Origin of the sequence: Caballeronia sp. Sq4a, assembly GCF_023170545.1 — a bacterium.
Lineage (GTDB): Bacteria > Pseudomonadota > Gammaproteobacteria > Burkholderiales > Burkholderiaceae > Caballeronia.
Map to the genome: position 1 here is coordinate 636,930 of NZ_CP084253.1, position 26,437 is coordinate 663,366.

At 64.7% G+C, this 26,437-nt stretch carries 30 protein-coding genes; 11 read left to right on the forward strand and 19 right to left on the reverse strand.

The genetic code is table 11. From position 1 onward, the window contains the following. Positions 1 to 66 precede the first annotated feature (66 nt). Complete coding sequence (locus LDZ24_RS27325; protein WP_248324817.1) at positions 67 to 888, forward strand: LysR substrate-binding domain-containing protein; 822 nt, start codon at positions 67 to 69, stop codon at positions 886 to 888. On the opposite strand, the gene LDZ24_RS27330 is transcribed toward LDZ24_RS27325, so the two are convergent. From LDZ24_RS27330 to LDZ24_RS27345, 4 genes are all read right to left on the reverse strand, one after another. Then, positions 866 to 1,927: a phytoene/squalene synthase family protein gene (locus tag LDZ24_RS27330; protein WP_248324465.1), complete on the reverse strand. Its 1,062-nt coding sequence runs from the start codon at positions 1,925 to 1,927 to the stop codon at positions 866 to 868. The genes LDZ24_RS27325 and LDZ24_RS27330 overlap by 23 nt on opposite strands. Positions 1,928 to 2,024: 97 nt before the next feature. Continuing rightward, positions 2,025 to 2,720 carry a septal ring lytic transglycosylase RlpA family protein gene (locus tag LDZ24_RS27335; RefSeq protein WP_248324466.1) on the reverse strand — a complete coding sequence of 232 codons (696 nt, stop codon included), beginning with the start codon at positions 2,718 to 2,720 and terminating at the stop codon, positions 2,025 to 2,027. A 125-nt stretch (positions 2,721 to 2,845) separates the two neighbouring features. Then, complete coding sequence (locus tag LDZ24_RS27340) at positions 2,846 to 3,556, reverse strand: DUF899 family protein (protein ID WP_248324467.1); 711 nt, start codon at positions 3,554 to 3,556, stop codon at positions 2,846 to 2,848. Positions 3,557 to 3,582: 26 nt separating this feature from the next. Then, positions 3,583 to 4,242 (reverse strand): glutathione S-transferase family protein, encoded by a 660-nt coding sequence (locus tag LDZ24_RS27345; RefSeq protein ID WP_248324468.1) that lies wholly within the window; start codon positions 4,240 to 4,242, stop codon positions 3,583 to 3,585. A gap of 257 nt (positions 4,243 to 4,499) precedes the next feature. On the opposite strand from LDZ24_RS27345, the gene LDZ24_RS27350 reads away from it, so the two are divergent. Then, positions 4,500 to 5,024, forward strand: coding sequence for a response regulator (locus LDZ24_RS27350; RefSeq protein ID WP_248324469.1), 525 nt, complete (start codon positions 4,500 to 4,502; stop codon positions 5,022 to 5,024). Between the two features lie 22 nt (positions 5,025 to 5,046). Here LDZ24_RS27350 and LDZ24_RS27355 read toward each other — a convergent pair whose 3' ends face one another. After that, entirely contained in the window at positions 5,047 to 5,388 is a 342-nt protein-coding gene (locus LDZ24_RS27355) for a hypothetical protein (RefSeq protein ID WP_248324470.1), read from the reverse strand. Positions 5,389 to 5,623: 235 nt separating this feature from the next. Between LDZ24_RS27355 and nudC the strand changes: the two genes are divergently transcribed. Further along, positions 5,624 to 6,553, forward strand: a complete 930-nt coding sequence (gene nudC / locus LDZ24_RS27360; protein ID WP_248324471.1) for an NAD(+) diphosphatase — start codon at positions 5,624 to 5,626, stop codon at positions 6,551 to 6,553. 4 nt (positions 6,554 to 6,557) lie between these two features. Here the strand turns inward: nudC and LDZ24_RS27365 are convergent, their stop codons facing one another. From LDZ24_RS27365 to LDZ24_RS27395, 7 genes are all read right to left on the reverse strand, one after another. Beyond that, positions 6,558 to 7,616: a LacI family DNA-binding transcriptional regulator gene (locus LDZ24_RS27365; RefSeq protein WP_248324472.1), complete on the reverse strand. Its 1,059-nt coding sequence runs from the start codon at positions 7,614 to 7,616 to the stop codon at positions 6,558 to 6,560. A 45-nt stretch (positions 7,617 to 7,661) separates the two neighbouring features. Continuing rightward, entirely contained in the window at positions 7,662 to 8,933 is a 1,272-nt protein-coding gene (locus tag LDZ24_RS27370; RefSeq protein ID WP_248324819.1) for an MFS transporter, read from the reverse strand. 111 nt (positions 8,934 to 9,044) lie between these two features. Continuing rightward, the gene (locus tag LDZ24_RS27375) at positions 9,045 to 9,779 is read right to left on the reverse strand and encodes a ribonuclease activity regulator RraA (protein ID WP_248324473.1); all 735 of its coding nucleotides are present in this window, start codon (positions 9,777 to 9,779) and stop codon (positions 9,045 to 9,047) included. Between the two features lie 16 nt (positions 9,780 to 9,795). Next, positions 9,796 to 11,541, reverse strand: coding sequence for an L-arabinonate dehydratase (araD, locus tag LDZ24_RS27380; RefSeq protein ID WP_248324474.1), 1,746 nt, complete (start codon positions 11,539 to 11,541; stop codon positions 9,796 to 9,798). 98 nt (positions 11,542 to 11,639) lie between these two features. Continuing rightward, on the reverse strand, positions 11,640 to 12,305 hold the full coding sequence (locus LDZ24_RS27385; RefSeq protein ID WP_248324475.1) for a MarC family protein: 666 nt from the start codon (positions 12,303 to 12,305) through the stop codon (positions 11,640 to 11,642). A gap of 38 nt (positions 12,306 to 12,343) precedes the next feature. After that, positions 12,344 to 12,691: a hypothetical protein gene (locus LDZ24_RS27390; RefSeq protein ID WP_206470655.1), complete on the reverse strand. Its 348-nt coding sequence runs from the start codon at positions 12,689 to 12,691 to the stop codon at positions 12,344 to 12,346. A gap of 143 nt (positions 12,692 to 12,834) precedes the next feature. Continuing rightward, positions 12,835 to 14,175 carry a hypothetical protein gene (locus LDZ24_RS27395; protein ID WP_248324476.1) on the reverse strand — a complete coding sequence of 447 codons (1,341 nt, stop codon included), beginning with the start codon at positions 14,173 to 14,175 and terminating at the stop codon, positions 12,835 to 12,837. Between the two features lie 203 nt (positions 14,176 to 14,378). Here LDZ24_RS27395 and LDZ24_RS27400 point away from each other — a divergent pair, with 203 nt between their 5' ends. Next, a complete protein-coding gene (locus LDZ24_RS27400; protein WP_248324477.1) occupies positions 14,379 to 14,813 on the forward strand; it encodes a DUF2000 domain-containing protein in 435 nt (144 codons plus the stop codon). 6 nt (positions 14,814 to 14,819) lie between these two features. On the opposite strand, the gene LDZ24_RS27405 is transcribed toward LDZ24_RS27400, so the two are convergent. Both LDZ24_RS27405 and LDZ24_RS27410 read right to left on the reverse strand, forming a co-directional pair. After that, positions 14,820 to 15,638, reverse strand: coding sequence for an AraC family transcriptional regulator (locus tag LDZ24_RS27405; protein WP_248324478.1), 819 nt, complete (start codon positions 15,636 to 15,638; stop codon positions 14,820 to 14,822). A 14-nt stretch (positions 15,639 to 15,652) separates the two neighbouring features. After that, positions 15,653 to 16,711 carry an NAD(P)-dependent alcohol dehydrogenase gene (locus LDZ24_RS27410; RefSeq protein WP_175945842.1) on the reverse strand — a complete coding sequence of 353 codons (1,059 nt, stop codon included), beginning with the start codon at positions 16,709 to 16,711 and terminating at the stop codon, positions 15,653 to 15,655. Positions 16,712 to 17,145: 434 nt separating this feature from the next. Here LDZ24_RS27410 and LDZ24_RS27415 point away from each other — a divergent pair, with 434 nt between their 5' ends. Continuing rightward, positions 17,146 to 17,424 carry a hypothetical protein gene (locus LDZ24_RS27415; protein ID WP_248324479.1) on the forward strand — a complete coding sequence of 93 codons (279 nt, stop codon included), beginning with the start codon at positions 17,146 to 17,148 and terminating at the stop codon, positions 17,422 to 17,424. 205 nt (positions 17,425 to 17,629) lie between these two features. Further along, positions 17,630 to 17,932 (forward strand): hypothetical protein, encoded by a 303-nt coding sequence (locus LDZ24_RS27420; RefSeq protein ID WP_248324480.1) that lies wholly within the window; start codon positions 17,630 to 17,632, stop codon positions 17,930 to 17,932. A gap of 25 nt (positions 17,933 to 17,957) precedes the next feature. Here LDZ24_RS27420 and LDZ24_RS27425 read toward each other — a convergent pair whose 3' ends face one another. The 5 genes from LDZ24_RS27425 to LDZ24_RS27445 form a co-directional block, all read right to left on the reverse strand. Continuing rightward, complete coding sequence (locus LDZ24_RS27425; protein ID WP_248324481.1) at positions 17,958 to 18,389, reverse strand: hypothetical protein; 432 nt, start codon at positions 18,387 to 18,389, stop codon at positions 17,958 to 17,960. 130 nt (positions 18,390 to 18,519) lie between these two features. After that, positions 18,520 to 18,741: a DUF3079 domain-containing protein gene (locus LDZ24_RS27430; RefSeq protein ID WP_248324482.1), complete on the reverse strand. Its 222-nt coding sequence runs from the start codon at positions 18,739 to 18,741 to the stop codon at positions 18,520 to 18,522. A gap of 141 nt (positions 18,742 to 18,882) precedes the next feature. Then, positions 18,883 to 20,088: a nitronate monooxygenase family protein gene (locus LDZ24_RS27435; protein WP_248324483.1), complete on the reverse strand. Its 1,206-nt coding sequence runs from the start codon at positions 20,086 to 20,088 to the stop codon at positions 18,883 to 18,885. A gap of 62 nt (positions 20,089 to 20,150) precedes the next feature. Continuing rightward, on the reverse strand, positions 20,151 to 20,489 hold the full coding sequence (locus LDZ24_RS27440) for a LuxR C-terminal-related transcriptional regulator (protein ID WP_248324484.1): 339 nt from the start codon (positions 20,487 to 20,489) through the stop codon (positions 20,151 to 20,153). A 237-nt stretch (positions 20,490 to 20,726) separates the two neighbouring features. Further along, complete coding sequence (locus tag LDZ24_RS27445) at positions 20,727 to 21,470, reverse strand: hypothetical protein (RefSeq protein WP_248324485.1); 744 nt, start codon at positions 21,468 to 21,470, stop codon at positions 20,727 to 20,729. A gap of 412 nt (positions 21,471 to 21,882) precedes the next feature. Here LDZ24_RS27445 and cyoA point away from each other — a divergent pair, with 412 nt between their 5' ends. The 5 genes from cyoA (at position 21,883) to LDZ24_RS27470 (ending at position 26,409) form a co-directional block, all read left to right on the forward strand. Then, a complete protein-coding gene (cyoA, locus tag LDZ24_RS27450) occupies positions 21,883 to 22,767 on the forward strand; it encodes a ubiquinol oxidase subunit II (RefSeq protein WP_248324486.1) in 885 nt (294 codons plus the stop codon). A gap of 3 nt (positions 22,768 to 22,770) precedes the next feature. Beyond that, positions 22,771 to 24,780, forward strand: coding sequence for a cytochrome o ubiquinol oxidase subunit I (cyoB, locus tag LDZ24_RS27455; protein WP_248324487.1), 2,010 nt, complete (start codon positions 22,771 to 22,773; stop codon positions 24,778 to 24,780). Further along, positions 24,781 to 25,386, forward strand: a complete 606-nt coding sequence (cyoC, locus tag LDZ24_RS27460) for a cytochrome o ubiquinol oxidase subunit III (RefSeq protein WP_248324488.1) — start codon at positions 24,781 to 24,783, stop codon at positions 25,384 to 25,386. Further along, positions 25,386 to 25,718: a cytochrome o ubiquinol oxidase subunit IV gene (cyoD, locus tag LDZ24_RS27465; RefSeq protein ID WP_248324489.1), complete on the forward strand. Its 333-nt coding sequence runs from the start codon at positions 25,386 to 25,388 to the stop codon at positions 25,716 to 25,718. Before cyoC ends, cyoD begins: the two co-directional genes overlap by 1 nt. Positions 25,719 to 25,881: 163 nt before the next feature. Further along, the gene (locus LDZ24_RS27470) at positions 25,882 to 26,409 is read left to right on the forward strand and encodes a 2,4'-dihydroxyacetophenone dioxygenase family protein (protein WP_175945816.1); all 528 of its coding nucleotides are present in this window, start codon (positions 25,882 to 25,884) and stop codon (positions 26,407 to 26,409) included. Positions 26,410 to 26,437: the final 28 nt, after the last annotated feature.

A 26,437-nucleotide genomic window follows, 5' to 3' on the forward strand; every position in this document is an offset into this window, starting at 1 on the left:
CAGCTTTTCTGATGGCGCGCCCTCTTGACCAAGAACGTAAAAGCCCTCGACCTCGACGTTCTCTCGATGATCGTCGCCGTCGCCGACACCGGAAACATCAGCCGCGCGGCGGAGCTGGTGCATCGCTCGCAATCGGCCGTGAGTATGCAGATCAAGACGCTCGAAACCGCGCTCGGCAAGGCGCTGTTCGTGCGCAAGCCGCGCAGCGTGGTGCCCACGCAAGACGGCGAAGTGCTGCTCGCCTACGCGCGCCGCATGATGGCGCTGCGCGACGAAGCGTGGGCGGCGGTCGTGCGGCCCGACGTGACCGGGCGCGTGGTGATCGGCGTGCCGGACGACTACGCGTCGTCGCTCTTTCCGCCGATTCTCAAGAAATTCTCCGCGACGTATCCGAAGGTCGAGATTCAGGTGGTCGGCCTGCCGAGCGCCGCGCTCGCGCCCATGCTGAAAGACGGCGCCGTGGATCTCGTCTGCGCGACGCGCATCAAGGGCATCACGGGCGAATTCCTGCGACACGAGCCGATGGTCTGGGCCGCCGCGCCGAGCGCCAACGAAATCTGGCGCGAGCGGCCGCTGCCGATCGCGGTGTTCTTGCCGGGCAGCGTCGCGCGCGAGAACGCCATTCGCAGTCTGGAGCGGGCGCGCATCGGCTATCGCACGTCTTACGAGAGTCCTAGCCTGCTCGGCGTCTTGACGATGGTGGAAGCCGGTCTCGCCGTCGCGCCGCTCGCGAAATGCGCGGTGCCGTCGCGGTTCACGCTGCTCGGGCAGGCGCACGGGCTGCCGGAAATCGCGGCGCTGGAAGTGGTGCTCGCGCGCAGCGCGGCCTCGAAGCGTCCGCCGTGCGATTTCCTGGCGGAGCGCATCATCGCGGAGTTGCGGCGTTGAGTTCCGCTTCGATCGCGCCCATGCGGCGCGACGCCCATGCGCCCACCAATCCGTTCGATGTCACCAGCGGCAGCGACGCGGCCATGATGCGATAGACGTCGTTGCGGCGAACCTTCGAGACGCGCGCGGGGTCGAGCCACGCGTCGTTGCGCGCGAGCAGCACCAGCGTCTCCAGGCCGATCATGATCGGCCACAGGCACGCAAGCCGCAGCCGCACGGCGCTCGCGGGAATGGCGAAGGTGTAGTCGAGCGCGTCGCGATACAGCCCAAGTGTCGTGCGCAGCAGGTCCGCGAGCACGGGCCGCGCGCGCGCCGACGCGCCTGCGTCGAGCAAATCGGTCGGCGTCAGGCCATGACGCGCGAGCATGTCGCCGGGCAGATAGCATCGGCCGATGCGCAAATCGCGCGCGCAATCGCGCAGCACGTTCGTCATCTGCAACGCTTGGCCGAAGCGCACGCCTCGCGTGAGCATCGCGTCGGGCGCGGCCTTCAGCTTGGCCGGGCTGTGCGCGTAGGTCATCTTCGTCCAGAACTCGCCGACGCATCCCGCGACGAGATACGTATAGCGGTCGAGTTCGTCGAAGCGTTGCAGCGCGACGACTTGCCCGGACGTCTCGTCGGGGAACGTGCGCAGATCGAATTCCATGCCGGTGGTCAGCGTCGTGACGATGTCGCGCACGGCGGCGCGGTCGGCGGCGTTCGTCTCGCGCAGGATCGCGAGCGCCGCGCCGAGCGATTCGAGCAGCGTGCGTTCGTCGGGCTGGGCTTGCTGTCCGGCCACTTCGCTTTCGATGCGCGAGAGCGCGCCGTCGTCCGGCTCGCCGTTGACCTGCGCGCGCAGCGACAGCAGCAATGCGAGACGCCGCTCGGGCGCAACGAGCGACGTATCCGCGATGGTATCGGCAGCCCGCGCGAGCAGATACGCGAGTCCGATGGGATCGCGCATGCCGGGCGGCAGAATGCGCAGCGTCAGATAGAAAGACCGGGAAACGCGCTTCAGCAACGGGCCCAGCAGAAACGCGCGGGGTGATGGGTTCATGTGTCGGATCGGAGACTCGGCGAGGCGCGCGGCCGTGCGCGCCGCCGCATTGTATCCGTCCGTGCGGTTTCGCCAGCGCATTCGCTGCGCTCGTGCGCTAGTGCTTGTGCGCGGACGCGCGATGCCGGACATGCGAGATATGCAGCATCACCGGCTTGACGGCCGCTCTCGTGTGGCGATGCTGCCGGGTGTGAGCGGCGTGAGCCGAAGCTGCGTGCGTCGGCGCGAGGTCCAGCGCGACCGGCGTCACCGGTTCCAGCACCACGCGCGCGCGTCCGGCCTGTTGCAGACCGAGCACGCTCGCGGCGGCGAAGGACAGATCGATCACGCGCGTCTTCACGAACGGCCCGCGATCGTTGATTCGCACGACGACCGACTTCGTTCTCGACAGATTGCTGACGCGCACATACGTCCCGAGCGGCAGCCTGCGATGCGCCGCCGTAAGCGCATGCATGTCGTACCGCTCGCCGCTCGCCGTGCGACGGCCCTGAAACTTGGCAGCGTAATACGACGCCTCGCCGACTTGCCGGAACGCAGGCGACGCGTCGTCGAAGGCCGCTTCGGGCGATGACGACGGCTCAGGCGCCGCCGCCGATGCCTCATCGGGCGCCGACGCCATCACCGCATCCACCGCCGATGCCGCCGCGGGCGCGCTTTCCTCTTGCGGTTTTTTCTGCGGCGGCGGCGTTGCGACCGCGGGCCGATGCGCCGCGCAGCCGCTCAGCAGCATCCATGCGCCGACCGATGCGACACCGGCCACGCGCGAACGGCGAATCCATGCCTTTGCGACCATGAGCGAGCTTCTCCATGTAACGCCGGTTCACCCGGAACCGGCTCGCCCATAACGCAATGTCGTCGCGGCAGTTGACCCACGTCGCGCAGATATGACTCAAGTTGACAGATACGCCGCAAGGAGCCTCAGACGTATTCGAGCTTCGGATACCAGTCGGTGCCGCGTCCTTCCGGCGTCATGTCGAGCACGGTCCAAAGCGGCATCGGGTCCGGCGCGCCGCGCGGATCTTCGCCCGGGTCGGCCGTCGCGAAATCCATTTCGCCGCTCCAGAAATGGCTGATCACGCCGTCGCGCCGCGTGAATACGTTGAGCGCCGGCTCGTCGCCGCCGTCTTTCGAAACGGCGTGGTAATCGCGGCTGAAATTGCCGTTCATGTCGGAGTACAGCTTGAGATCGCGCCAGCCTCGTCCCCGCTTGAAGGCAAGAAGCCGTGGCAGCGGCGAGCGCGCGATCACCGCCAGCGCGACGCGCTGTTCGATATCGCGCGCTTCGCCTTCCCACGCCGAGAGCAGCGACGTGCACATCGGACACGGGCGCTCGCGTTGCGGTCCGAACATGTAGCTGTATGTCACGAGCGTTTGCTTGTCGCCGAAAAGACCGGCCATATCGACGACACCGTGCTCGCCTTCGAAGCGGTAGTCGCCTGTCACCTCGCCGCCGGGCGGCAGCGCGCGCCGCATCTGCGCGACGCGTTCGATGTGCCGCCGCAATTCGATTTCCTCCGCGAGCAACGCGGTGCGCGCCCGGCGGTATTCGGCGCTTTCGTTCGGAAACCGCATGCTGGCGCGGTTCGCCAACTCGGCGGCCGGAACACGTGTCGTCGTCGGTGATGTCATGCTGGCTCTCCTGAGTTGAATTCGGCTCAATCGCGATCCGGCGCGCCGAGCGGAAAGAGCGGCCGATACGGCCGCGCCTCGTCGACCGCCCGCGCGAACGACGGCCGCGCGAGCAGCCGCTTGCGATACGCGATCACGTTCGGATAAGCGTCGCCGATCCGATGCGTCCAGTCCGCGTAGAACAGGAACGGCGCGGCGGCGCAGTCGGCGAGGCTGAAGGCATCGCCCGCAGCCCATTCGCGATTCGCCATCACGCGATCCAGATACGCGTAGGACGTGTCGAGCATCGCGCGGGCGTCCGCGACGCCTCGGGCATCGCGTTCATTCTCGGCCCGCATGCAGTCGAACACGATCTTTTGCTGCGGCGTGGACACGTAATTGTCGAAGAAGCGGTCCATCCAGCGCACTTCGAGCGCCGCGCGCGGATCGTCCGGAATCAGGCGCACGGGGCCGGGATAGAACACGTCCAGATATTCGATGATGATCGTCGCTTCGATCACCGGCTTGCCGCCGTCGACCAGCACGGGGAATTTCCTGATGGGCCAGATCTCGGCAAGTTCGCGCATGGACTGCGGCGCGTCGGGCGTGAGCGGCCGCCAGGCAAACGGCGTCTCGTTCTCGTAGAGCGCAATCAGCGCTTTCTGACAGTACGACGAAAAAGGATGGGCATAGAGGATCAGACTCATCGGCAGACTCCGCAGGGAACTTCGCATAAAAATGAACGGCGCGCTGCATGGCCGGCTACATGGACGACGAGCGACCTGGCGGCGAATCGACAACATCGCGCACCCGAACGAGAAAATTTTGTTGTGCGATGCAGCGCCGGCACGCGCCGCATTGTCGCCGGACCGGGCCTTTGCTACCGTGCGGGGTTCCGCCGCGAAGCTGTCACGAGAACGGCTCGTCCGGACATGACGAAACAATCAATGGGTCGAGGCAAGAAATGTTACGCAATGACAAGATAAGGGTCGTTGTCGCAGACGAGCAACCGGTCATCGTGCTGGGACTGCAGACGTGGTTCGAGACGCGCGAGCGTTATCGCGTGGTCGCGAGCGCAACGTCCGAAGAGCAGTTGCTCTCGAAGCTGCGCGGCGCGGACGGCGAACTCGTGATCGTCGGCTGCGCGCTCGGTGCGCATGCGCGCCCGGCGGCCGACCGCTTCGGCATCCTGCGCAAACTCCGCGAATGCGTGCCGCACACGCCGCTCGTCGCATTGACTACCGACAGCGATTCGCTCGCGATTCGCGCGATGCAGCGCGCGGGTGCCGACGGCATAGCGAGTACGCGCGACGACCTGAAGGACCTCGGGCGCGTCTGTGAGCGCGTGCTGTCGGGCGTGAAAGCGGTGATCTCGCCGCGCATCGCTGCGTGCCTCGAAAGCGAGCGCGGCAACGCGCAAGCGTTCCAGCCGGACACGATCTATCGCGAAGTGCGCCTCAGCGCGACGACGCTCGCCGCCCGCATGTGACCTCGCTCGCGTGACTGCCGGCTCACGCGGACCGCGAAGCGTCGTTCGAGACTTCGCGTGCCTTTTTGTCCGGGTAGCTGACGTTCTTGCCGTCGTCGAATCCTTTCTCGTACGCGCGTTGATCCAGCGCCCGGAAGAGCGGCGCAAGTTCTGCGACTTGCGTGCGGATCAATTCCATCAACGGTTTCACGAGCGCGGGCGCGCACTCGCTCGCGCCGTCAGTATGGCCTTGCGCGCTGCTTACGACGTCGACCATCGCGCGGAGCGTCTGGGCGCGCTTCACGCAATAGTCCACTAGCGGCATCGCGTGCGTGATGACCGCATGGCCGTTTTCGTTGACCGACACCGTCACGTTCGACTCCACGAGCGTCTCCTTTCCGATTTGGGGGACCGAAACTCTAGAAGCCGCGCATCGGCGCGCGCCAGCGGACGATTCCTAAACGGCGCGCGCTGTTCCATCGCACGTTTCTATCGTCGATGAAAGCCGCGTCGCCATGACCGCGCCTCCGTCAGCAAGGATGCGTCAACTTCGCTACGATGCTCGCTTGACGCTTCCCCGAACCCTTCCCCGGCGCGTGACGCCGACCTTCGAACACACCATGCCCACGCCGCCAGACGCCATCGGTTTCACGCAAGATCCGCTTGACCGCATGTCCGAGAAGCGCGACGACGAAGCGTTTCTCGCGAGCCTCAACGACGACGCCGCGACGCGCTTTCTCCTCTTCGTGAACAACGTGCCGCTGTTCAAGCGCACGGACGGCCACGATCCGCTCTTTCTCGCTCATGAAGCCGCGCAGTTCGGCACGCCGCTGCAGACCGTGCTGCTCGGGCGCGACGCCGACCAACGCGCGCTCTTCGCCTGCACGATCGATACAACCGCCGAGGCCGCCGCCGATGCGCTCCCGGGCGCGAGCGTCGAAGCTATCGAACTGCGCCCGGTCGCCATGCAAGGGCTCGTCGCGCCGCCGCTCGTGAGCGCGCTCGGCGAGGCGCGGTCGATGCTGGACTGGCATCGGCGGCATCGCTTCTGCGCGAACTGCGGAACCCCGACGGACAGCGCGGGCGCCGGCTGGCGGCGCATTTGCGGCCACTGCGGCGCGCAGCACTTCCCGCGCGTCGACCCGGTGGTCATCATGCTCGTCACCGATGGCGAGCGCTGCCTGCTCGGCCGTCAGCCGCAATTCGCGACAGGTATGTACTCCGCGCTCGCCGGCTTCATCGAGCCGGGCGAGACGTTCGAGCATGCGGTGTATCGGGAAGTGCTGGAGGAAGCCGGCATTCGCTGCGCCGACGTGCGGTACTTCGCGTCGCAGCCGTGGCCGTTTCCGTCGTCGCTGATGATCGGCTGCTTCGCCCGCGCGACGGGCACGGAGATCACCGTCGACGAAAAAGAACTCGAAGACGCCCGCTGGTTCAGCCGCGACGAAGTCCGCGCGATGCTCGACGGCACGCATCCGCAAGGACTCAACGCGCCGAAGGCTTTTGCGATCGCGCATCACTTGCTGAAGGCGTTCGTCGAAGGCGACTGAAGCCTCAGAGCGTCTCGCGCTCGATGATCTCGAAGCCGACATCGACCGGCGCAACCGGCGCGGCACCGCCGAGCCGGTCGATCAGACAGCGCGCAGCGGTCGCGCCGATGCGCTTGCCATCGACGCGCACCGTGGTGAGCGCGGGCGTCGTGTCGGCGGCGAAGTCGAGGTCGCCGAAGCCGCACACGGCGAGCCGCGCGGGCACGTCGAGGCCGAGCCGCCGCGCCTCGGAGACCACGCCGAGCGCGAGCAGATCCGAACTGCAGAATATCGCGTCGACCTCGGGCGTCGACTCCTGAATGCGCCGCAGCGCGTCTTTCCCGAGCGCCACCGACGAAGGCGGCGGCATCAGCACATCGGCGACGTCGCGCATGCCGTGCGAAGCGAGCGTGTCGATGAAACCGCGCCGCCGCGCGAGCGCGCGCTGATCCGTCGCGCAGACGAGCGCCGGATGCGCCGCGCCCCGCGCGACGAAGCGCTGGGCCACCGCCGCGCCGATCCGATAGTGCGAAAACCCGACGAGCATGTCGATCGGGTCGTCGGTCATGTCCCACGTCTCGACAATCGGAATGCCGATCTTGCGCAGCCGTTCACGCAGTGTCGGCGTATGCGCCACGCCCGTCAGCAACACGCCTTCCGGACGGCGGCTCAGCACGGCGTCGAGCAGTCGATCTTCGTTTTCGTCGCTGTAGCCCGACAGGCCGAGCAGCACCTGATAGCCGGCGCGCGACATGGTATCGCTGAACACCTGCACCGTTTCCGAGAAGAGCGAATGCGCGACGGTCGGCACGATGGCCGCGATCAGCCGCGATTTCGCCGACGACAAGCCGCCCGCCAGCCGGTTCGGCACGTAGCCGAGCTCGCTCACCGCGCGGCGCACGCGGGCGAGCGTCTCGGGCGCGACCGTATCCGGCGCGTTGAACACGCGGGAGACGGTAATCGGAGAGACGCCCGCGGACGCCGCCACGTCCGTGATGCGCACGCCTTTCGATGTGCCGCGCGTGCGGCGCGGCGCGGGGCCCGCCTTTGCGGCGTCGTCAGAGATGTCGGCGAGCTTGGTCATGCATGGATTGGCGCGTCAGGGGCGGATCGGAGAAAGCGCGCCATTTTAGGCCTTCGCGGGCGCATCGACGGCGGCGTCGCCGCGCGTGTTCCCGCGCCGCATCAGCAGCATCGTCACGACGGCGAAAATCAGCAGGCACGCAGCCGGAATCAGCATCGGCGCCTTCACGCTGCCGCTCGTCTGCCGCACCCACGGCACGAGATTCTGCGCGATGAACCCGCCGACATTGCCGAGCGAATTGATCGCCGCGATGCCCGCCGCCGCGCGCGCGCCGGTCAGGAACTTCGGCGGAATCGTCCAGAAGCATGGCAGCAGCAAGTACATGCACGGCGCGCCGAGGCACAGCGCGATAAAGCGTAGCGTGTTGGTCGGCAGGAACACGCTCGCGAGGAAGAACACGACGCCGAGCAGCGCGGCCGTCAGCATCGCCACGGTGGTGCGGCGGTCGGAGCCGTTCGCCGCGCGCAGCTTCGCGGGCAGCCACGCCAGCACGACGGTCGCGGCGAGCCACGGCACGATGTTGAGCAGGCCGTTGGTCGTGTTCGACACGCCGAAGCCCTTCACCAGCGTCGGCAGCCAGTAGCTGACGCCATAGACGGACATCGACAGCATCATGTAGTAGAGCGCCATGCCGATCACGCGCGGCTCGGTCAGCACACGCATGACGTTCGCGTGGCTCGTCTCGGCTTTTTTCGCCTGCTGGCGTTCGGTTTCGAGCGTGGCGTCGAGCCAGCTTTTTTCGTCGTCGGAGAGAAAACGCGCTTTCTTCGGCGATGCCGTTAGCCACAAGAGCACGACCGCCGTGAGCAGCACCGACGGCACGCCCGTCACGATGAACACGAGTTGCCAGCCTTGCAGGCCGAACCACGCCTTGTCGAGCAGATAGCCGCAGATCGGCGCGCCGACCATGTTGCCGATGCTGCTGCCGAGCGTGAAGTACCCAAGCATCCGCACGCGATGCCGCTGCGGAAACCACAGCGTCAGGTAATAGATGACGCCGGGATACAGCCCCGCCTCCGACGCGCCGAGCAAGAACCGCAGGATGTAGAACATCGTCGCGTTCGTGGTGAAGGCGAGCAGGATCGTGACGACGCCCCACGTCAGCATGATCCGCGCGATCCAGCGCGGCGCGCCGTACTTGTGCAGCAGCACGTTGCTCGGAATCTCGAAGATCAGATAGCCGATGAAAAACAGCGACGCGCCGAGCCCGTACGCCACTTCGGAAATGCCCAGGCTGCCGAGCATCTGCAGCTTGGCGAAGCCGATGTTCGAGCGGTCGATATACGCGACGAGATAGAGCAGGCCGACGAGCGGCATCAACCGCCACGCGAGGCGGTTGATGAGACGCGGCTCGTCGACGGTCAGCGGCGCGTTGCGGGAAAGCGGCGATCGGGTGTTCACGGTGTCTCCAATGCGAGGCGGTCGAGCTTATCCGCGCTGCTTGCGCCATTCGGCATACGCCGCGAGCGTTTCCTCATTCGGCGGATACGTGCCGCGCAAGAGCGCGCCCGCTTCCACGCGCGTCGTCACGAACTCTTCGAGCAGTTCCTGCTCGGCGGCATCCTTCGCGACCTGCTCGGCCATGTGACGCGGCACGATCACGACGCCATCGACATCGCCGACGACGATATCGCCCGGATACACGGCCACGCCGCCGCACGCGATCGGCACGTTCATGTCCACCGCGTGATGCTTCGCCAGATTGAGCGGCGCGCTCGCGCCCGCGCAGAAAAGCGGCAGCCCGATTTCGCCGATGGTGCCGCTGTCGCGCACGCAGCCGTCCGACACCATGCCCGCGACGCCGCGCACCTTCAGGCGCGTCGTGAGGATGGAACCGGTCGATGCCACCGTGCGATCGCCGCGGCAATCCTGCACGAGCACGCTGCCCGGCGGCGCGCTCTCGACCGCCTTGCGCTGCGGATGGTCCGGGTCCTGAAACACGCCGACGTGATCGATATCTTCGCGCGCCGGGATGTTGCGCAGCGTGAAGGCCGGACCGACGAGATTCGGCGCGCCCTTCGCGGGCTTCACGAGCGGCGCGACGCCTTGCAAGAACACGTTGCGCAGGCCGCGCTTGAAGAGTTGCGTCGTGAGCGTCGCGGTGCTGACGTGGCGCAGCAAGTCGAGCGTTTCGTCGGAAATGGCGATGTCTTGTGTCGTCATGGTGTGGGTATCGTTATTAGTGGATTTCCGGCTCGCCGCCGTGCGCGGCCGTCTTCTCTTCGAGGAAATCGAAGTCGCAGCCCTTGTTCGCCTGCGTCACGTGCAGCTGATGCATGACGCCGAAGCCGCGTTCGAACGGGCGCTTCGGCGGCGTCCAGGCGGCTTTGCGCGCGGCGAGTTCTTCGTCGCTGACTTCGAGATGCAGGCGGCGCGCGGGCACGTCCAGTTCGACGATGTCGCCGTCCTTCACCAGCGCGAGCGGCCCGCCAACGAACGATTCCGGCGCGACGTGCAGCACGCACGCGCCGTAGCTCGTGCCGCTCATGCGCGCGTCCGAGATGCGCACCATGTCGCGCACGCCCTGCTTCAACAGCTTCTGCGGAATCGGCAACTGGCCCCACTCCGGCATGCCCGGCGCGCCGACCGGTCCCGCGTGCTGAAGGACGATCACCGAATCGGCGGTGATATCGAGGGCTTCGTCGTCGATGCGCGCGGCCATGTCGCCGTAGTCCTTGAACACGACCGCCGGCCCGCGATGCCTGAGCAGATGCGCTTCCATCGCCGCCGGCTTGATGACGGCGCCATCGGGCGCGAGGTTGCCGGTGAGCACGGCGAGGCCGTCGTTCGGCACGAGCGGATTGCTGAGCCGACGAATCACGTCGTCATTGAAAATTTCGGCGCCCGCGATGTTTTCGCCGAGCGTCGCGCCATTGACCGTTAGTTGCGAACCGTCGATCAAATCGCCGAGTTCGGCGAGCAGCGCGCGCAGGCCTCCGGCGTAGAAGAAGTCTTCCATCAAATACTTCCCGGCCGGCCGCACATTGCCGATCACCGGCGTCACGCGAGACAGTTCGTCGAAGCGCCCGGTCGTGAGCGGCACGCCCGCGCGCCGCGCGACCGCCACCAGATGCACGATGGCGTTGGTCGAGCCGGACATCGCGAGCACGGTGGTCACGGCGTTGTCGAACGACTTCGGCGTGAGAATGTCGGACGGCTTCAGATCGGTCCACACCATCTCGACAATGCGCTGCCCGGTGAGCGACGCATACTGCGCATGCCGCGAGTCAACGGCGGGAATCGACGCGAAGCCGGGCAACGTGAGGCCGAGCGCTTCGGTGGCGCTCGTCATCGTCGACGCGGTGCCCATGGTCATGCAATGACCCGGCGAGCGCGCGATGCCGCTCTCGACGCCCTTCCACTCGTCCTCGGTGATCTTGCCCGCGCGCAGTTCCGCCCAGTACTTCCACGTGTCCGACCCGCTGCCGAGCGTGCGGCCGTTCCAGTCGCCGCGCAGCATCGGGCCAGCGGGAAGATAGATGGCGGGCAGGTCCATGCTGATGGCGCCCATCAACAGGCCGGGCGTGGTCTTGTCGCAGCCGCCCATCAGAACGCAGCCGTCGAACGGATACGAGCGCAGCAGTTCTTCCACTTCCATCGCGAGAAAGTTGCGATAGAGCATGGTCGTCGGCTTTTGGAACGGCTCCGCGAGCGTCATCACGGGCATTTCCACCGGAAAGCCGCCCGCCTGCCAGATGCCGCGCTTCACTTCTTCGACGCGCTGCTTGAAGTGCGTATGGCACGAGTTGATCTCGCTCCAAGTATTGACCACGGCGATGACCGGCTTGCCCATGTAATCGGACGAGTGATAGCCCATCTGCGCAGTGCGCGAGCGGTGCCCGAACGAGCGCAGGTCGTTCACGCCGTACCAGCGATGGCTGCGCAGTTCCTCGGGCGTCTTGCGTTTCGTGGGATCGTAGGTCAAGCGAAGTCTCCTTGATGGTAGCGTTACCATATCGATGCCCGCGATGGTAGCGTTATCATCGGCAAGCGTCGCTTGGGGTTTCCACGAGCAAGAGACGCTTATTTGACGATGGGATGAACCGACCCGAGCAGTTCGGAAAGCCCGAGCCAGAGAATCTGCACGCCGATGCAGAAGATGACGAACGCGAACAGCCGCATGGCGACCTGCGTGCCGACGGTGCCGAGCAACCGTTCCAGATAGCCGGCGAAGCGCACGCAGACGTAGATGCTCGCGCACAGCAGCAGAAGCCCGACCGTCACGCCGACGATATGAACCGGCTGCAAGCCGTGGCGCGGCGAGCCGGTCCCGAGCGCGATGGCCACCGCGATCGAGCCCGGTCCGACGGTGATCGGCAACGTCAGCGGATAAAACGCCTTCGCGCGCAGCGACGCGCCGCTGCGTGGAGTGGGCGTGGGCTCGGCGGAGGCGTCTTCGTCGGGAGCCTTAAGGAGGCTCCAGCCGGCCATCGAGACCACGATGCCGCCCGCCACGCGCAGCACCGGGATGGAGATGCCGAAGAAGTTGAGCACGTACGCGCCCACCGACAGCGACACCAGCAGAATGACGAAGCTGTTCAACGAGATGCGCCGGGCGAGCTCCTGGCGCTCGGCATCGCTGATATGCGGCAGCATGCTCAGCACGACGAGCGCGACCGCGGGCGGATTGATAATCGGAAAAAGCCCGGCGACGATCACGAGCACGGTCTTGACGAATTCGTTGAACATGCTCGATAGGTCGTGGATGTCGATTCGGTTATCCGTCCTCAGCCGGACACGAGCGGCGCAGTCAGAATCAGCGCGCACTCGGTCAGAAACGAGCCGAGTCCCACGCCGATCAGCACGCGCGCCACGTACGTCCACATGCGCCGGTCGACGTTGCCCGAGCAGCGCCACGCCGCCGTGCACCACGCGAGATAGAGCGCGCCGCATGCGGCGAACAGGCCCAGCGTGCCGGGCCAGAACCAGATGGTAATCAGCAGAAACGCTTCGGGAGCAACGCCGCTGCCCCAGAGGTACAGGTACACCGCCCACCATGCGAGATGGATAGGCAGGCCGAGTAGCCACCAGACTTTCCAGAAACGTTCTTCTCCGCGCCAGGCCTTGCGCAACATGCGTCGCCGTATAAAGGAAGGAGGCTGGCATTTTACTTCACCGGATGCCGCCGCACGGTGGCGGCCTCGGCCTCTGCAATGCGGTAACGACTAGGTTCTCGTGGCATTTCAGCATATTGCGTCGCGGCAAACGCCGTCCGCCGCTATGGGCGGCGCTCGGTCAGCATTTGACTGGCGAGGTCGCCGTGATACATGGCGAGCGCGCGCAGCGACGGCCACATGTGCATGTAGTGAACCATGAAACTGTCCGCGCGCTGAAGCTGATAGGGCGTGTTCAGCGTGATGCAGTCGACCAGTTCCGCATCGCCTGCCATGTCGTGACGCGTGAGCACCCTGATGAACGTGTCCTGATCGCCGCCGCTCGCGTACGTCGACGACTTGTCCGCCACGCCGCCGATCGCCTGCTCCACTTCGCCCAGCACGTCGAAGTTCGCCTGCGTGCGCCGAAAGCCCATGATGCCGGAGTTGAACTGCCAGCTCATGTCCATCGCGATCAGGCGGTCGCGGTTGTCGAGCAGCCGTTCCAGCGGCATCGACTGGTCGATCACGAGCACGTCCGCGTCGATCCAGAACACCCATTCGTGCTGAGGCAAATGGCGACGCAGCACCCACGGCTTCAGCCAGTTGCCGCTCGCGCCGTGCGGCGATTCGGCCGGGATATCGCGATAAAGATGCAACGCATACCCGTGGCGCGCGCAGTAGCGCCGCAGATTGCGCTCCGCGATCGCGCCATACGCGCGAATGTTCGGCGTGTAGAGCATAGCAAGCGCGATGCGCGCATCCGGACGCAGCGCCTCGTAGGCGTCCTCCGCGATATCTGAAGCAGGCAGCGTCAGATACGCCTCGCCCTTCGCCCCACACGCGTTCACGTGCGACGCGATCAGATCGCGCAGACCGGCGTGGAAGGGCTCGTTCGGCGGCGCGTCGGGAATATCGGCGAGCGCGATGGCGAAGACGCGCACCCGCGCCCACAGCGGATCGATATGCCACGCCGCCGGGACGACCGCATGCACGCCGTCGATCTGCGTCATGTAGCCGAGCGGCGCCGTCATGCGCAAGAGCGCCGACTCGCTCGCGAGCGCGCCGCCGAAGCGCGCGCCCGCGCACAGGCGTTCGGCAAGCGCGCGCGACGCAGGCGTACTGCGCCAAAGCTGGAACGCGCCAATCACGGTATCGCCTTCGGCGTCGCCCATCGAGACAATCAACGCGTCGCGTTCAGCGTTCGCTATCAGCGTTTCGCAGGCGATATCGCTCACGACGAGGCAGTCCTGCGTGAGCAGCAGCACGAAGTCGCCGTCGGCAGCGGCGCGCAGCGCGCGCAAGAGCGTCTGGAACTTCAGCAGCATGCGCAGATGCGTCCAGCCGATGCCGCTCGCATCCACGAACTCATGCGCGTAACCGCGATGCGCGCAATAGCGCCGATGGTTCTCGAACGACGCGTGCGCGTCCCGGCTCGTGAAGAAACTGATGACTCGGGTCGTCATGAAGGCTCGATGAAGGTGCAGGCAATCACCGATTCTGCGTTCGCATTCAGGGCGCGGGCAAGCGGCTGGACACTTTGTTTCACGCTGCATGAGCGATGCGGCTCCCGTTTCGCTTGCCATCGTCCGCGCGTGCAACAGGATTCAAGACGCCGCACGGGCGCGCCTCGACAATTGCACTTTCTGCCAACCGAACGGGGAAATCTATGACAAACGAGACGACAGAAACCAGCGCGCGAGCGCAACGCTGCGTGATCGTGGTGGACCGCGCGCTGCCAGCCGGTAAAGCCGCGAACGCCGCGGCGGTGCTCGCGTTGACCATCGGACAGCGGCACCCGGCGCTCGTCGGCGAACCGCTCGTCGATGCGTCCGGCGTGGCGCATCCGGGGCTGATTCCGGTTGGCATCGCGGTGCTCGCGGCCAGTCAGGACGAACTCGCGACGATTCGCGGCAAAGCGCTCGCGGCCGATTGCGATGTCGTCGCGTTCCCCGAGCAGGGCCAGCAGACCACGGACTACGCCGCCTTCCGCGACGCCGTCGCCACGGTCGCGACCGATGCGCTGCGTTATGTGGGCGTCGCGCTGATCGGCGACAAAAAGCCGGTGGCGAAGGCCGTCGCGAATCTCGGCCTATTGAAGTGATGCGCGTCAGCCGCGCGTCGCCGCCTTGTACGCGCCGGGCGTCACGCCGAGCATGCGGCGAAACGTGCGCGTCAGATGCGCCTGATCCGCAAAGCCGGTTTCAGCAGCGATATCGGAAAGCGCATTGCCGCGCCGGATGAGCGCCATCGCGCGGCGCACGCGCGCCTGCCGCTGGTATTCGTGCGGCGTCATGCCGGTTTCACGACTGAACGCGCGAAACAGGCGATACGGCGGCAAGTCGGCCGCCGCCGCAATCTCATGCAGACGCAGTGGCTCGGCGAAACGATCTTCGAGAAAGCGCCGCGCCGTGACAATGGCGCGCGGCTCGCTCGTTTCGCGCGGCGCCGTGCTCTGCTTCATGTGACGTTGCGCGAGCCGCGCCGCGAACGACAAATACCGCTCGTCCCGATACAGCGACGACCCGCGCACTTCCGACGACCGATGCACGTCCTGAAGCGCCATGCTCAACACCGGATCGCGGATGATCGGACCGATGAGCCCGCCCGCGCGCTTCTCGCCGGTCAACTCCAGCAGATGCGCGACGTCCACGTACAGCGTGCGCTGCGTCCAGCCGTCGCCGTCGACGGGCCAGCCGGCGTGCGGCTCGTCGGCGTCGATGGCGTACAGATCGCCGCGCCGCGCGACGAACTCGGTGCCGCGCATGCGGATGCGAATCGCGCCGCCCGTGAGCAGCGCGAAGCACGCGGTCTCGTGCGCGTGGACGTCGTAGGCGAAGTCCGCGAAGCGCCCGCGCAGCAGTTCCGCGCCGAGATCGGGCGCGTGCCAGATGTGCGTGTCGGACGTGGGACGGGCGTTCGTGGACATTCGCCGGCGCTCGGTTACCGCTCGATCGTCGACATGTCGATCACGAAGCGGTACTTCACGTCGCTCTTCAACATGCGCTCGTAGGCGGTGTTGATCTCGTCCATGCGGATCATCTCGATATCGGACGTGATGCCGTGCTTGCCGCAGAAATCGAGCATTTCCTGCGTCTCCGCGATGCCGCCGATGAGCGAGCCCGCCAGCGACCTGCGCTTGAAGATCATGTTGATCACCGACGGCGACGGATGCGGGTGCTCCGGCACGCCCACGAGCGTCATGGTGCCGTCGCGCTTGAGCAGCGTGATGAACTGGTCGAGATCGTGCGAAGCGGCCACCGTGTTCAGGATGAAATCGAAGCTGTTCGCGTGCTTGGCCATCTGGTCCGGGTCCTTCGACACGACCACATCATGCGCGCCCAGACGCTTCGCATCCTCGATCTTGCTCGGCGAGGTCGTGAAGAGCACGACATGCGCGCCCATCGCGGCGGCCAGCTTCACGCCCATGTGGCCGAGGCCGCCCAGACCGACGATGCCGACCTTATCGCCTTGCTTCACGCCCCAGTGACGCAGCGGCGAGTACGTGGTGATACCCGCGCACAAGAGCGGCGCGACCGCGGCCAGTTCGAGATTCTCGGGAACGCGCAGCGTGAAGGCTTCATCGACGACGATGGACGTCGAATAGCCGCCGTACGTCACGCCGCCCGACTTCTTGTCCGGCGAGTTGTAGGTCTGCACGAAACTTTCCGGGCTCTCGCAATACTGCTCCAGACCTTCCTTGCACGCCTCGCAGACGCGACACGAGTCCACCATGCAGCCGACGCCCGCCAGGTCGCCCGCCTTGAACTTCGTCACGTCGGAGCCGACTTCCGTCACGCGCCCGACTATCTCGTGCCCCGGCACGACCGGATAGTTGGTGCCGCCCCATTCGTTGCGCGCCATGTGCAGATCGGAGTGGCAGACGCCGCAGAAGAGGATGTCGATACGCACGTCGTTCGGGCCGACATCGCGGCGTTGAATCTCGAGCGGGCCGAGCGGCTTGTCGGCTGCGGACGCTGCATAGGAATAGGCTTTGAACATGGTCGCTTCCTCTTGATCTTGATGCGTGGACAGGGTGCCGGCGCCTTCACGCAGTGGGAAGGCGCGGCTAAAAAGACGTGTGCGCACGGGTCGCGCGGGCTTTTTATGTGTGGCAGCGAACGCTCGCCACCGCGCTCCCGGGCTGCTGCTCCGTTCTTGCCGATCCCGCCGATACTTCGGCGGCGGCGCGCAGCCTCGTTACTGTATGCCTATCGGAATATCTTTGCTGAGACGATGGAATCCGCGGTAGTCGGCGCGATTTCGCGGCGCGGGGGCGTCGCGTTTCGTCGTCGCGCGGGAGCCAATACGGCGCGTTGCGAGCGGCGCAAGACAGTGGCGCTCGTCATGTGCGTCCTACGATCGAGAGAGAGCCGGACGCCATGCAGCGGCCGGCGTAATACGCGCAACACACGCGACACGAGGGGGCCACGACGATGAAAGCGAATGCAATGACGGTGAGCATCGACTTGCCGACCGGCGCAGTCAGCGCCGAGTTCCACCCGGACACGGGACGGCTGCGGATTCTGGACCGCGACGTGTTGCGCGTCGAGCTCTTTCCGCCGCATTCGTGGTTCACGGTTGCGTCGGTCGCAGGCAATAGCCGATGGGGCACGCGACCGCGCGAGTCGGATCTCTACCTGGTGCTGCAAAGCTTCATCATGCAGCGGTTCGGCATGGCGGCGTTGGAAAAGGCGATGGCGGTGGCGCATTGAAAGAGCGGTGCCGACTGCGCCTGCATGCGAAATGGTGGATCGAGACGGCCGCACGTTGAGGCGGCGTCCGATGCAACTCGCGTTCTCCGCTTCGATGAGCTTCGTGCGCGAACCGGCGCGCCCACCACCGCAACACACGCTCCGTTGTGACGTGGCATCATGAAGACGCTGTCCGCCATCCACGCAACCGCTCGCCGGAGACGCCATGGAAGTGACCATCAGCGAATTGACAGGGCTGCTCGAAGAACTGGAACGTGAAGATCCCGTCGATTATGGCGACCTGCCGTTCGGCGAGCCGGAACTGCGCGGTCTCGTGTTGACTTCGCTTCTGGAGAGGCATCGCAGCCTGCAGGCAAGCGGGCTCAATCCCGGCGATGTGAACCTCACCTACATGCTCACCACGGCGCTGCTCATAATCGAGAACCTCGTTTTGCACGCGCGGCTGCTGTTGCTGCAAGGGCAGCGAATTGATGTGAGCGCGCTGTTGCGCAAGTATTCGGGCGGATAGATGTGCGCTCGGCGTGCGTCGGCGATCAGTCGCGCAGGCGGCTAGGCGGCCGGTAGCCGGGGATCTGCTGCAACGCCTCATGACAAGCCGCCGAGAGCGCGGCCAGCCGTTCGACGCTCGCGCGCAGTTGCGCATGCGTCTGGGCAATGTCCTCGCGAAGCATTTCGATTCGAGGCGTGATTTTGTCTTCGATCGCCTCGCCGATTGCGCCGCACGCGAGGAGCGCCTCGGCGTCATGACGTGCTTCGCGAAGTTCGATCACATGAAGCTTGTTCTGCGCGATCAACCGCGCGTGCGCTTCGGCGAGTTGGCCGAGCCCCATCGACCGCATGCGCTCGATGAAATGACGCATCGATCGTAATGTAGCTTCGCCGGCGTCATAGGCCATGAACTGAACATCGTCGATCGACAGCGACAGACGGCCTTCCGGGGTTTCGAATTCGAGCTTCGTGCGCATGACGGTGGCAACGGGTGATGTGAGTTGCCCAAATTCTAGGCACGCGGTGACGCTCGGCACTTAGGAGAAGGCCGAATTCGACGCGCGGGTTGGCGGTCGCTGCGTTTCCGTTTACGCGTCGAGGCGAGTGTCAGCGGGAATTGGCCACGGCGGGTTTGATGGACGTTGCGTCCTCCACAATGTCCAGCCCCCAATCACCGAACGTGTACCAGTCCTCGCCCAACAGTGCTGCCGGATGCTGCGTGCGGCTAGATCCGTTTCCGCAACGCGGCGCATCCGCTCCGCAGTAATGGTCACAGCCCCAGCAATTGCGTTCCGGGTGCCCGGGTTGAAGGGGAAATCGCTTTGCCATGCTCTCTTTGGTCCTTGGTCAGCTGCGGGTCGTCGCTGCAAGATGGCTACGACGCGCCCGACAGCCAGCCAATAGGACGATTTCGAACGTGCGCGGACGGCGGCTTGCTCATCTTCCTTATGAACGCCTGCCGTTCGCTAGTCAACAGGCAGCGACCGCCGCCTGCGTGCTGCCGGTGAGCAGCAGTTCGATCAGTTCCCGCACGCTGCGGATGGCCGCGCCGAACGGCAACTTCTCGCGTCCGCGGAAGAACAAGCCGTTGCCCACATCGCCGCGCAGCGCCGCCGCGAGTCGCGTGTCGATGCAAAAGTGCCCGAACTTCTCGATGCCGTCGCGCAGTCCGCACGCGCTCAGGCATTCGAGCGCCGTCGGGCACGTCTGTTTGCGTGCGCCGATCTTCGCGCGAATGCGCTCTTCGTTGCGCAAGTAGCGCATGAGCCACGGCGTCTTCACGGCTCTCGCGGGCAGGCCGGTCACGCTGACGAACTCGACGATATCGTCCGGCGTCGCCTGCGCGAGCACGCGCTTGAATTCGGGATGCGCGTCGCCTTCCTCCGTCACCGCGAACGGCGTGCCGACCTGGACACCGTTCGCGCCGGCCGCGAGCCACGTACGCACGGCTTCGTGGCTGTTGATGCCGCCCGCGACGATCACCGGCACGTCCGCACGCGCCAGTCCGAGCGACGCGAATACCGTCTCCAGTTCCGCGAGCACGCGCGCGAACCCGAAACGCTCGTTGTCCATGTCGGAAACGTCGTTCACGCCGAGGTGTCCGCCGGCATGCGCCGGATGTTCGATCACGATGGCATCCGGCAGGCGTCCCTTCTTCATCCACTTCTTCAGCACGAGCGCGACGCCGCGGCTGTCGGAGAGAATCGGGATCAGCGCGATATCGCAGCCTTGCGTGAGGTCGGGCAAGTCGAGCGGCAAGCCTGCGCCCATCACGATGGCATCGGCGCGCTCCTCGCACGCCACGCGCACGTAGTCGGCGTGGGCGCTGACCGCTTTCATCACGTTCACGGCGATCATGCCGCGACCTTCCGACAGTTCACGCGCGCCGCGAATCTCGCGTCGGAGCGCGGACAGATTCGCTCGCTCCAGCGTCTCGCGCGACGGATCGGCGCGGCACATGTCGAGCAGATCCGCATGATGATGGCGCAGGTCGATACTCGCGATGGTGCCCACCGCGCCTTCTCGCGCCACGCTGCCCGCGAGCCGGTGCGCCGAAATGCCCACGCCCATGCCGCCCTGCACGATCGGCAGCACGCTGCGCCCGCGAATGACGAGCGGCGCGAATGCGTTCTTTCCCGCGCTCGGAGTTTCGATTCCAGCTTGATTTCGATTCATGATGTGACTGCCTGATGTGATCGGCAAGAGCCGTCGATACGTCGCTAAGTTCTCGCGGCGTTTCATGATGTTTCGTAGGAGATCGGCGCGGTGGCCGCGTCCGATCGGTCGGCGTCGTGTCCCGCGGCATAGAGCGCGACGTGGACGCGACTCGTGAAGTTGAGCTTGCGCAAGATGTTTCGCACGTGAATCTTCACAGTGCTCTCGGCCGGCGAGCGGGTGGGCGCATTCCCCTCGTTGCTCGCCCTGCGCGAGAGTTCGCGAATGATGTCCTGCTTGCGCGACGTAAACGGATCGGACGCCGCCGCCTCGGCTTTGATGCGCCTCAGCAGATAGCCGCAATCGCCTTCGCGCAGCGCGACTGTCGACTCGTTGACGTCATTCGATACCGCAAGCGTCACGACAGCGGCGCACCGCGAATCTGCCCATGTCCTCAAGATCGTAGCCCTGACCATTAGCGTCGACAACCCGTCTGAATTCGCTTTCATTGACGATCGTCACAGGAAGAGCAGTTCTCCATTTGCCGTCTTCACAGCACGGAAGAACAGAAAGCCATCGGCGCATTGCGTCGCGCGTAGCACCATGCTTTGACCTCAGCACGCACCGCATACAAAACGATGAGGCACTGCAATCTTGCATCAGCCGTTATGATGCGATTCCTTTGCCACAACGTAGCGCCCGTCGCGATAGGCAAGCGTCAAGCTCTTTCGCTTCGGCGCGCCGTTCCTGTTCACACACACGCCTTTGGCGATACGCGACGTGCTATGCACCGTCTTCTCGGCGATGTGCAACGACGCATAGCCTTCCGCGCCGGGCGCGCCCATCGAAAGCGTCCGCGTCACCGAGTCGTACCAGCCGTCGCAATGCGTGTCCCATTCGCCGCTCGCCTGCGCGGTCATCAGTCGGTCGAGCACCGGGCGCAGCGTCTCGCCGTCGAATGCATACAGACTCAGCGATGTCTCGCCATGTGGCTTAGCCCCCGACGATGCGTCGAGACTCATGCGCACGCCGAACGCGCGCTGCGTCGGCGCGAATTGATACGGCGCGGTGTCGAGCGCGATATCGGCCGACGCGCCCGCGTCTCGTCGTATCGCCCCCGGTTGATACACGTGCGCGACGATCGCGCCGGTCGCGGTGTCGGCGACAAGCACCTCGAGGTTGTCAGCGTTCTCTTTTGCTTGCGTCTCGTCGCCGGAGAACGCAAGCGCCGCCAGCGTCAACGCCGGGCTAGCGGGCCACGTCTCGCAGACGCTGAGCGCGCTATCGAGCGTCTTCTCGGGGTGCAGCGTGTTCGCCCACGTCTGCATCATGTCCTCGCAACCGGCGTGCGCGAGCACCGGCGCGAGCAGACTGGCGGCAAGGAGGATAAGTTTCTTGTTCATGTTGTGATATCGGCTCATGGGCGTATTCGCGCCTGCGATTCGAGCCTCGCATTTTGACGGCTTACGTTCTCGCTCATGCCATGCGTAACACCATTTGACAAGAAAAGTCCTTCGCCATGCAAAACTTTGATGCATTCGACATGGCAAGCTCACAACGCTCGCATGTGTTGCTCGGCGCGGGCACAATGTCGAGTTCCGCTGTTGCAAAGCCCTGCTAAGAGACGCTCCGAGCGTCGCTTTTTTCGAAGCGCGCAGCTCGCGCGACACAGCGTCGCAACGCCGCGTTTTACGACCAAATTCCATAAATTCGCAACATCGCGATAAATGTCGCGTGGCATGATCGCGTCGCGGCGCAACGCCGTGAAACGGCGTTCTTCCCAGGACGCTTCGATCCAAAAAACCAGCGAATGCAATGAATGAAAATACTCACCGTTTAGCAGCGCCATTGTTATCGGGTTTGTTGGCCAGTGTCTGTTTATCGGGATGCAATCTCGAGGTGCTCGATTCGAAAGGTGTCATCGGCGCGGCGGAAAGCTCGCTCATCGCCACCGCGACTTTCGCGATGCTCCTCGTCGTCGTTCCAGTGATTCTGCTCACCCTGATCTTCGCCTGGCGCTATCGCGCATCCAACACGAACGCCACGTACGCGCCGAAATGGACGCACTCCACGGCCATCGAGGTCGTCGTATGGGCGATTCCCGCGGCCATCATCCTTTTTCTCGGCACCCTGACGTGGAAGACCACCCACGAGCTCGACCCGTACAAGCCGCTTCAGTCGGAAGTCAAGCCGATCAACGTGGAAGTCGTCGCGCTCGACTGGAAATGGCTCTTCGTCTATCCGGATCTCGGCATCGCTTCCGTCAATCAGGTCGCTTTCCCGGTCGGCACGCCGGTCAACTTCCGCATTACGTCGGACTCCGTGATGAACTCGTTTTTCATCCCGCAGCTCGGCAGCCAGATCTACGCGATGGCGGGCATGCAGACGCGTCTTAACCTGCTAGCCGATCACGCGGGCGACTACGCGGGCATCTCGGCGAACTACAGCGGCGCGGGCTTCTCCGACATGAAGTTCCGCGCACTCGCGCTGTCGCAGGCCGACTTCGATTCGTGGGTCAAGAAGGTCAAGACCGCGCCCGAGGCACTCAGCATGGATGTCTATGCGGGCGTCGCGCGCCCGAGCCAAAAGGCCGCGGTCCGCTACTTCTCGACCGTCGATCCGAAGCTCTTCAACAACATCGTCGGCAAGTACAACAACGGGAATGTCACCGTTGGCACGAATTGCGTAACCAAGGGGTAAGCCATGTTCGGCAAATTAACGCTTGAGGCGATCCCGTACCACGAGCCGATCATCATGGGGGCGACCGTCCTCATGGCGGTCCTGGCGCTGGGTGCGGCCGCCCTTCTCACCAAGTTCGGAAAATGGGGCTGGCTCTGGCGCGAGTACCTGACTTCGACTGATCACAAGCGCATCGGCATCATGTATCTGGTCGTCGCCGGACTCATGCTCGTGCGCGGCTTCGTCGACGCGGTCATGATGCGCGCGCAGCAGGCGATCGCGCTCGACGCGCCCGGCTTCCTGCCGCCGCATCACTACGACCAGATCTTCTCGGCGCACGGCACCATCATGATTTTCTTCATGGCGATGGCCCTGCTCGTGGCGTTCTTCAACCTCGTGGTGCCGCTGCAGATCGGCGCGCGCGACGTGGCGTTTCCGTTCATCAACTCGCTGTCGTTCTGGATGACGGCGATGGCCGCGGTGCTGATCAATCTGTCGCTTTTCATCGGCGAGTTCTCGGCGACCGGCTGGCTCGCGTATCCGCCGCTGTCGGAAACGCAGTTCAGCCCGGGCGTCGGCGTTGACTACTACATCTGGGCGCTGCAGTTGTCCGGGGTCGGCACGCTGCTCACCGGCGTGAACTTCTTCGTGACCATCGTGAAGATGCGCGCGCCCGGCATGACGTGGATGAAGCTGCCGGTGTTCACGTGGACGGCTTTCTGCTCGAACGTGCTCATCATGGCGACGTTCCCGATTCTGACCGTCGCGCTCGCGCTGCTCGGACTCGACCGTTATCTCGGCATGCACTTCTTCACGAACGATGCCGGCGGCAACCCGATGGTGTATCTGAACCTGATCTGGGCCTGGGGCCACCCCGAGGTCTACATCCTGGTTCTGCCGGCGTTCGGCATTTACTCGGAAGTCGTTTCCACGTTCTCGAAGAAGCCGCTGTTCGGCTACAAGACGATGGTCTGGGCGACGTGCTGCATCATGGTGCTGTCGTTCCTCGTGTGGCTGCACCACTTCTTCACCATGGGCTCGGGCGCGAACGTCAATGCCTTCTTCGGCATCATGACGATGATCATCTCGATCCCGACGGGCGTGAAGATCTTCAACTGGCTCTTCACGATGTATCGCGACCGCGTGCAGTTCACCACGCCGGTTCTCTGGACCATCGGCTTCATCATCACCTTCACGCTCGGCGGCATGACGGGCGTGATGCTCGCGATCCCGGGCGCGGACTTCGTGCTGCATAACAGCCTGTTCCTGATCGCTCACTTCCATAACGCCATCATCGGCGGCGTGGTGTTCGGGTACTTCGCGGGCGTGCAGTTCTGGTGGCCGAAGGTGTTCGGCTTCAAGCTCGATGAAAAGCTCGGTCGCAACGCGTTCGTTTGCTGGTTCGTCGGCTTCTTCGTCGCGTTCGTGCCGATCTACATTCTCGGCTTCATGGGCATGACGCGCCGCCTGAACCATTACGACAATCCCGCATGGCAGCCGTATCTGGTGGTCGCGGCGTGCGGCGTCGGCATCATCGCGCTGGGCGTGGCGTTCCAGGTTGCGCAGATCGTCGTGAGCGTGATTCGCCGCAATCAGCCGGCTTATCGCGATGTCACGGGCGATCCGTGGGGCGGCCGCACGCTCGAATGGTCGATCAGCTCGCCGCCGCCGGTCTACAACTTCGCGCATGTGCCGGCTGTCCGTGAACTCGACGACTTCGCCCACGCGAAGGAAACGAACCGCGTCGAAACGCGTCCGTTCCGCGACATCCATATGCCGTCGAACACGAGCGCCGGTTTCTTCGTTGGCGTGTTCGCGCTGGCGTTCGGCTTCGCGGCGATCTGGCATATCTGGTGGCTGGCTATCGTCGGCCTGATCGGCGTCGCTGCGGTCGTGATCGGCTACAGCTTCGGCGAGAACGCCGGCTACATCATCCCCGCCGCCACGGTGAAGGCGACCGAAGAGCGGAACCGTCCGCCGAAGTCGCCCGCCAAGACCGGCGCGGGGCGCGAAATGGAACTGGAGGTGCTGTAAATGTCGCAATCGACGATTTCCGCGCATGACGCGCACGAGCACGAACACCAGCCGTCTCACTCGGTGTTCGGCTTCTGGTCCTACCTGATGACCGACTGCGTGCTGTTCGCGTCCCTCTTCGCGACCTTCGCGATGATGGCGAACCAGTTCGCGGGCGGCCCCACGGCCAGGGATCTCTTCAACCTGCGCGATGTCGCGATCGAAACCGGCCTGCTCCTCACGAGCAGCCTGACGTTCGGCTTCGCGATGATCTCGGCGCATCGCAAGCAGACGGGCGGCGTGCTCGCGTGGCTCTTCGTCACGTTCGTGCTGGGCGCGGGCTTCCTGTGGCTGGAAGTGCACGAGTTCGCGCATCTCATCGCTGAGGGCGCGGGTCCGCAGCGCAGCGCGTTCTGGTCGTCGTTCTTCACGCTCGTCGGCACGCACGGTCTGCACGTCACGCTCGGCCTCGTGTGGCTCGTCGTGCTGGCGCTGCAAATCATGCAGAAGCCGGAGCTGAACGAACGCCAGATCCGCCGGCTCGCCTGCCTCAGCCTTTTCTGGCACTTCCTCGACATCGTCTGGATTTGCGTGTTCTCCTTCGTCTACCTTGCGAGCGTCGTCTAATGGCTCATACGCATACAACGCATAGCGATATTCCGCACGTCACCGTAGGCGGATATCTCGTCGGCTTCGTGCTGGCCGTGGTACTCACGGTGGCTTCGTTCTGGCTCGTGACCGCGGGCAAGGTGTCGGGCGAACAAGGCATCGTGTGGCTGGCGGTGCTGGCCGCCGTTCAGATGGTGGTCCATGTGGTGTTCTTCCTGCACGTGAACACGTCGAAGGGACAACGCTGGCACGCCCTGTCGTTTGCCTACACGATCCTGATGTCGCTCGTGATCGTCGTCGGTACGGTGTGGGTCATGCATAACGTCCACATGCTGATGATGGCGCGATAACGCTGAACGCATCGGTGAAAGAAGCGGGTCCGGTTTCCGGGCCCGCTTTTTTTCGTCCGTCGATTTCTGCGGCCGCTGACAAATCTTGACAATTCCTCAAAGCGGCGCGACCATTTGTCCATAATTTGATTTTACGATCCACATTATGGACACAGGAGACGCGATGCCCGCGCCAAAACCGTCGGCGGACGCAATGACGCCGTACCAATTCCCCAATCCCAAAGAAGCGCAGAAGGAAATCGTGATCGGTCATGCGATACCGACCGACGAGCGCGAATGGGTTCCGCAAGCCGAGAACGTCTGGTTCCGCCCGCTTTGTCTGAACGTGTCCACCGGCTATTGGATGAACCTGCTGCGCGTGCGCAAGTCCGGCGTGCTCTCGCGGCATCGTCATCCGCAGGCCGTTCACGGCATGGTGCTCAAGGGCCGCTGGCGCTATCTGGAGCACGACTGGGTCGCCACCGAAGGCAGCTATGTCTTCGAGCCGCCCGGCGAAACGCATACGCTCTACGTGCCGGAAGACGTCGAAGAGATGATCACCTACTTTCAGGTGAACGGCGTGATGTTCTATTGCGATCCGTACGGCAACTACACCGGCTACGAAGACGTGTTCACCAAGGTCGACATGTGCCGCAAGCACTATGAAGCGGTCGGGCTGGGCGCGGATTTCGTCGATCAGTTCATCCGCTAATTCATCCTCTAGTTCGTCCATCGCATAA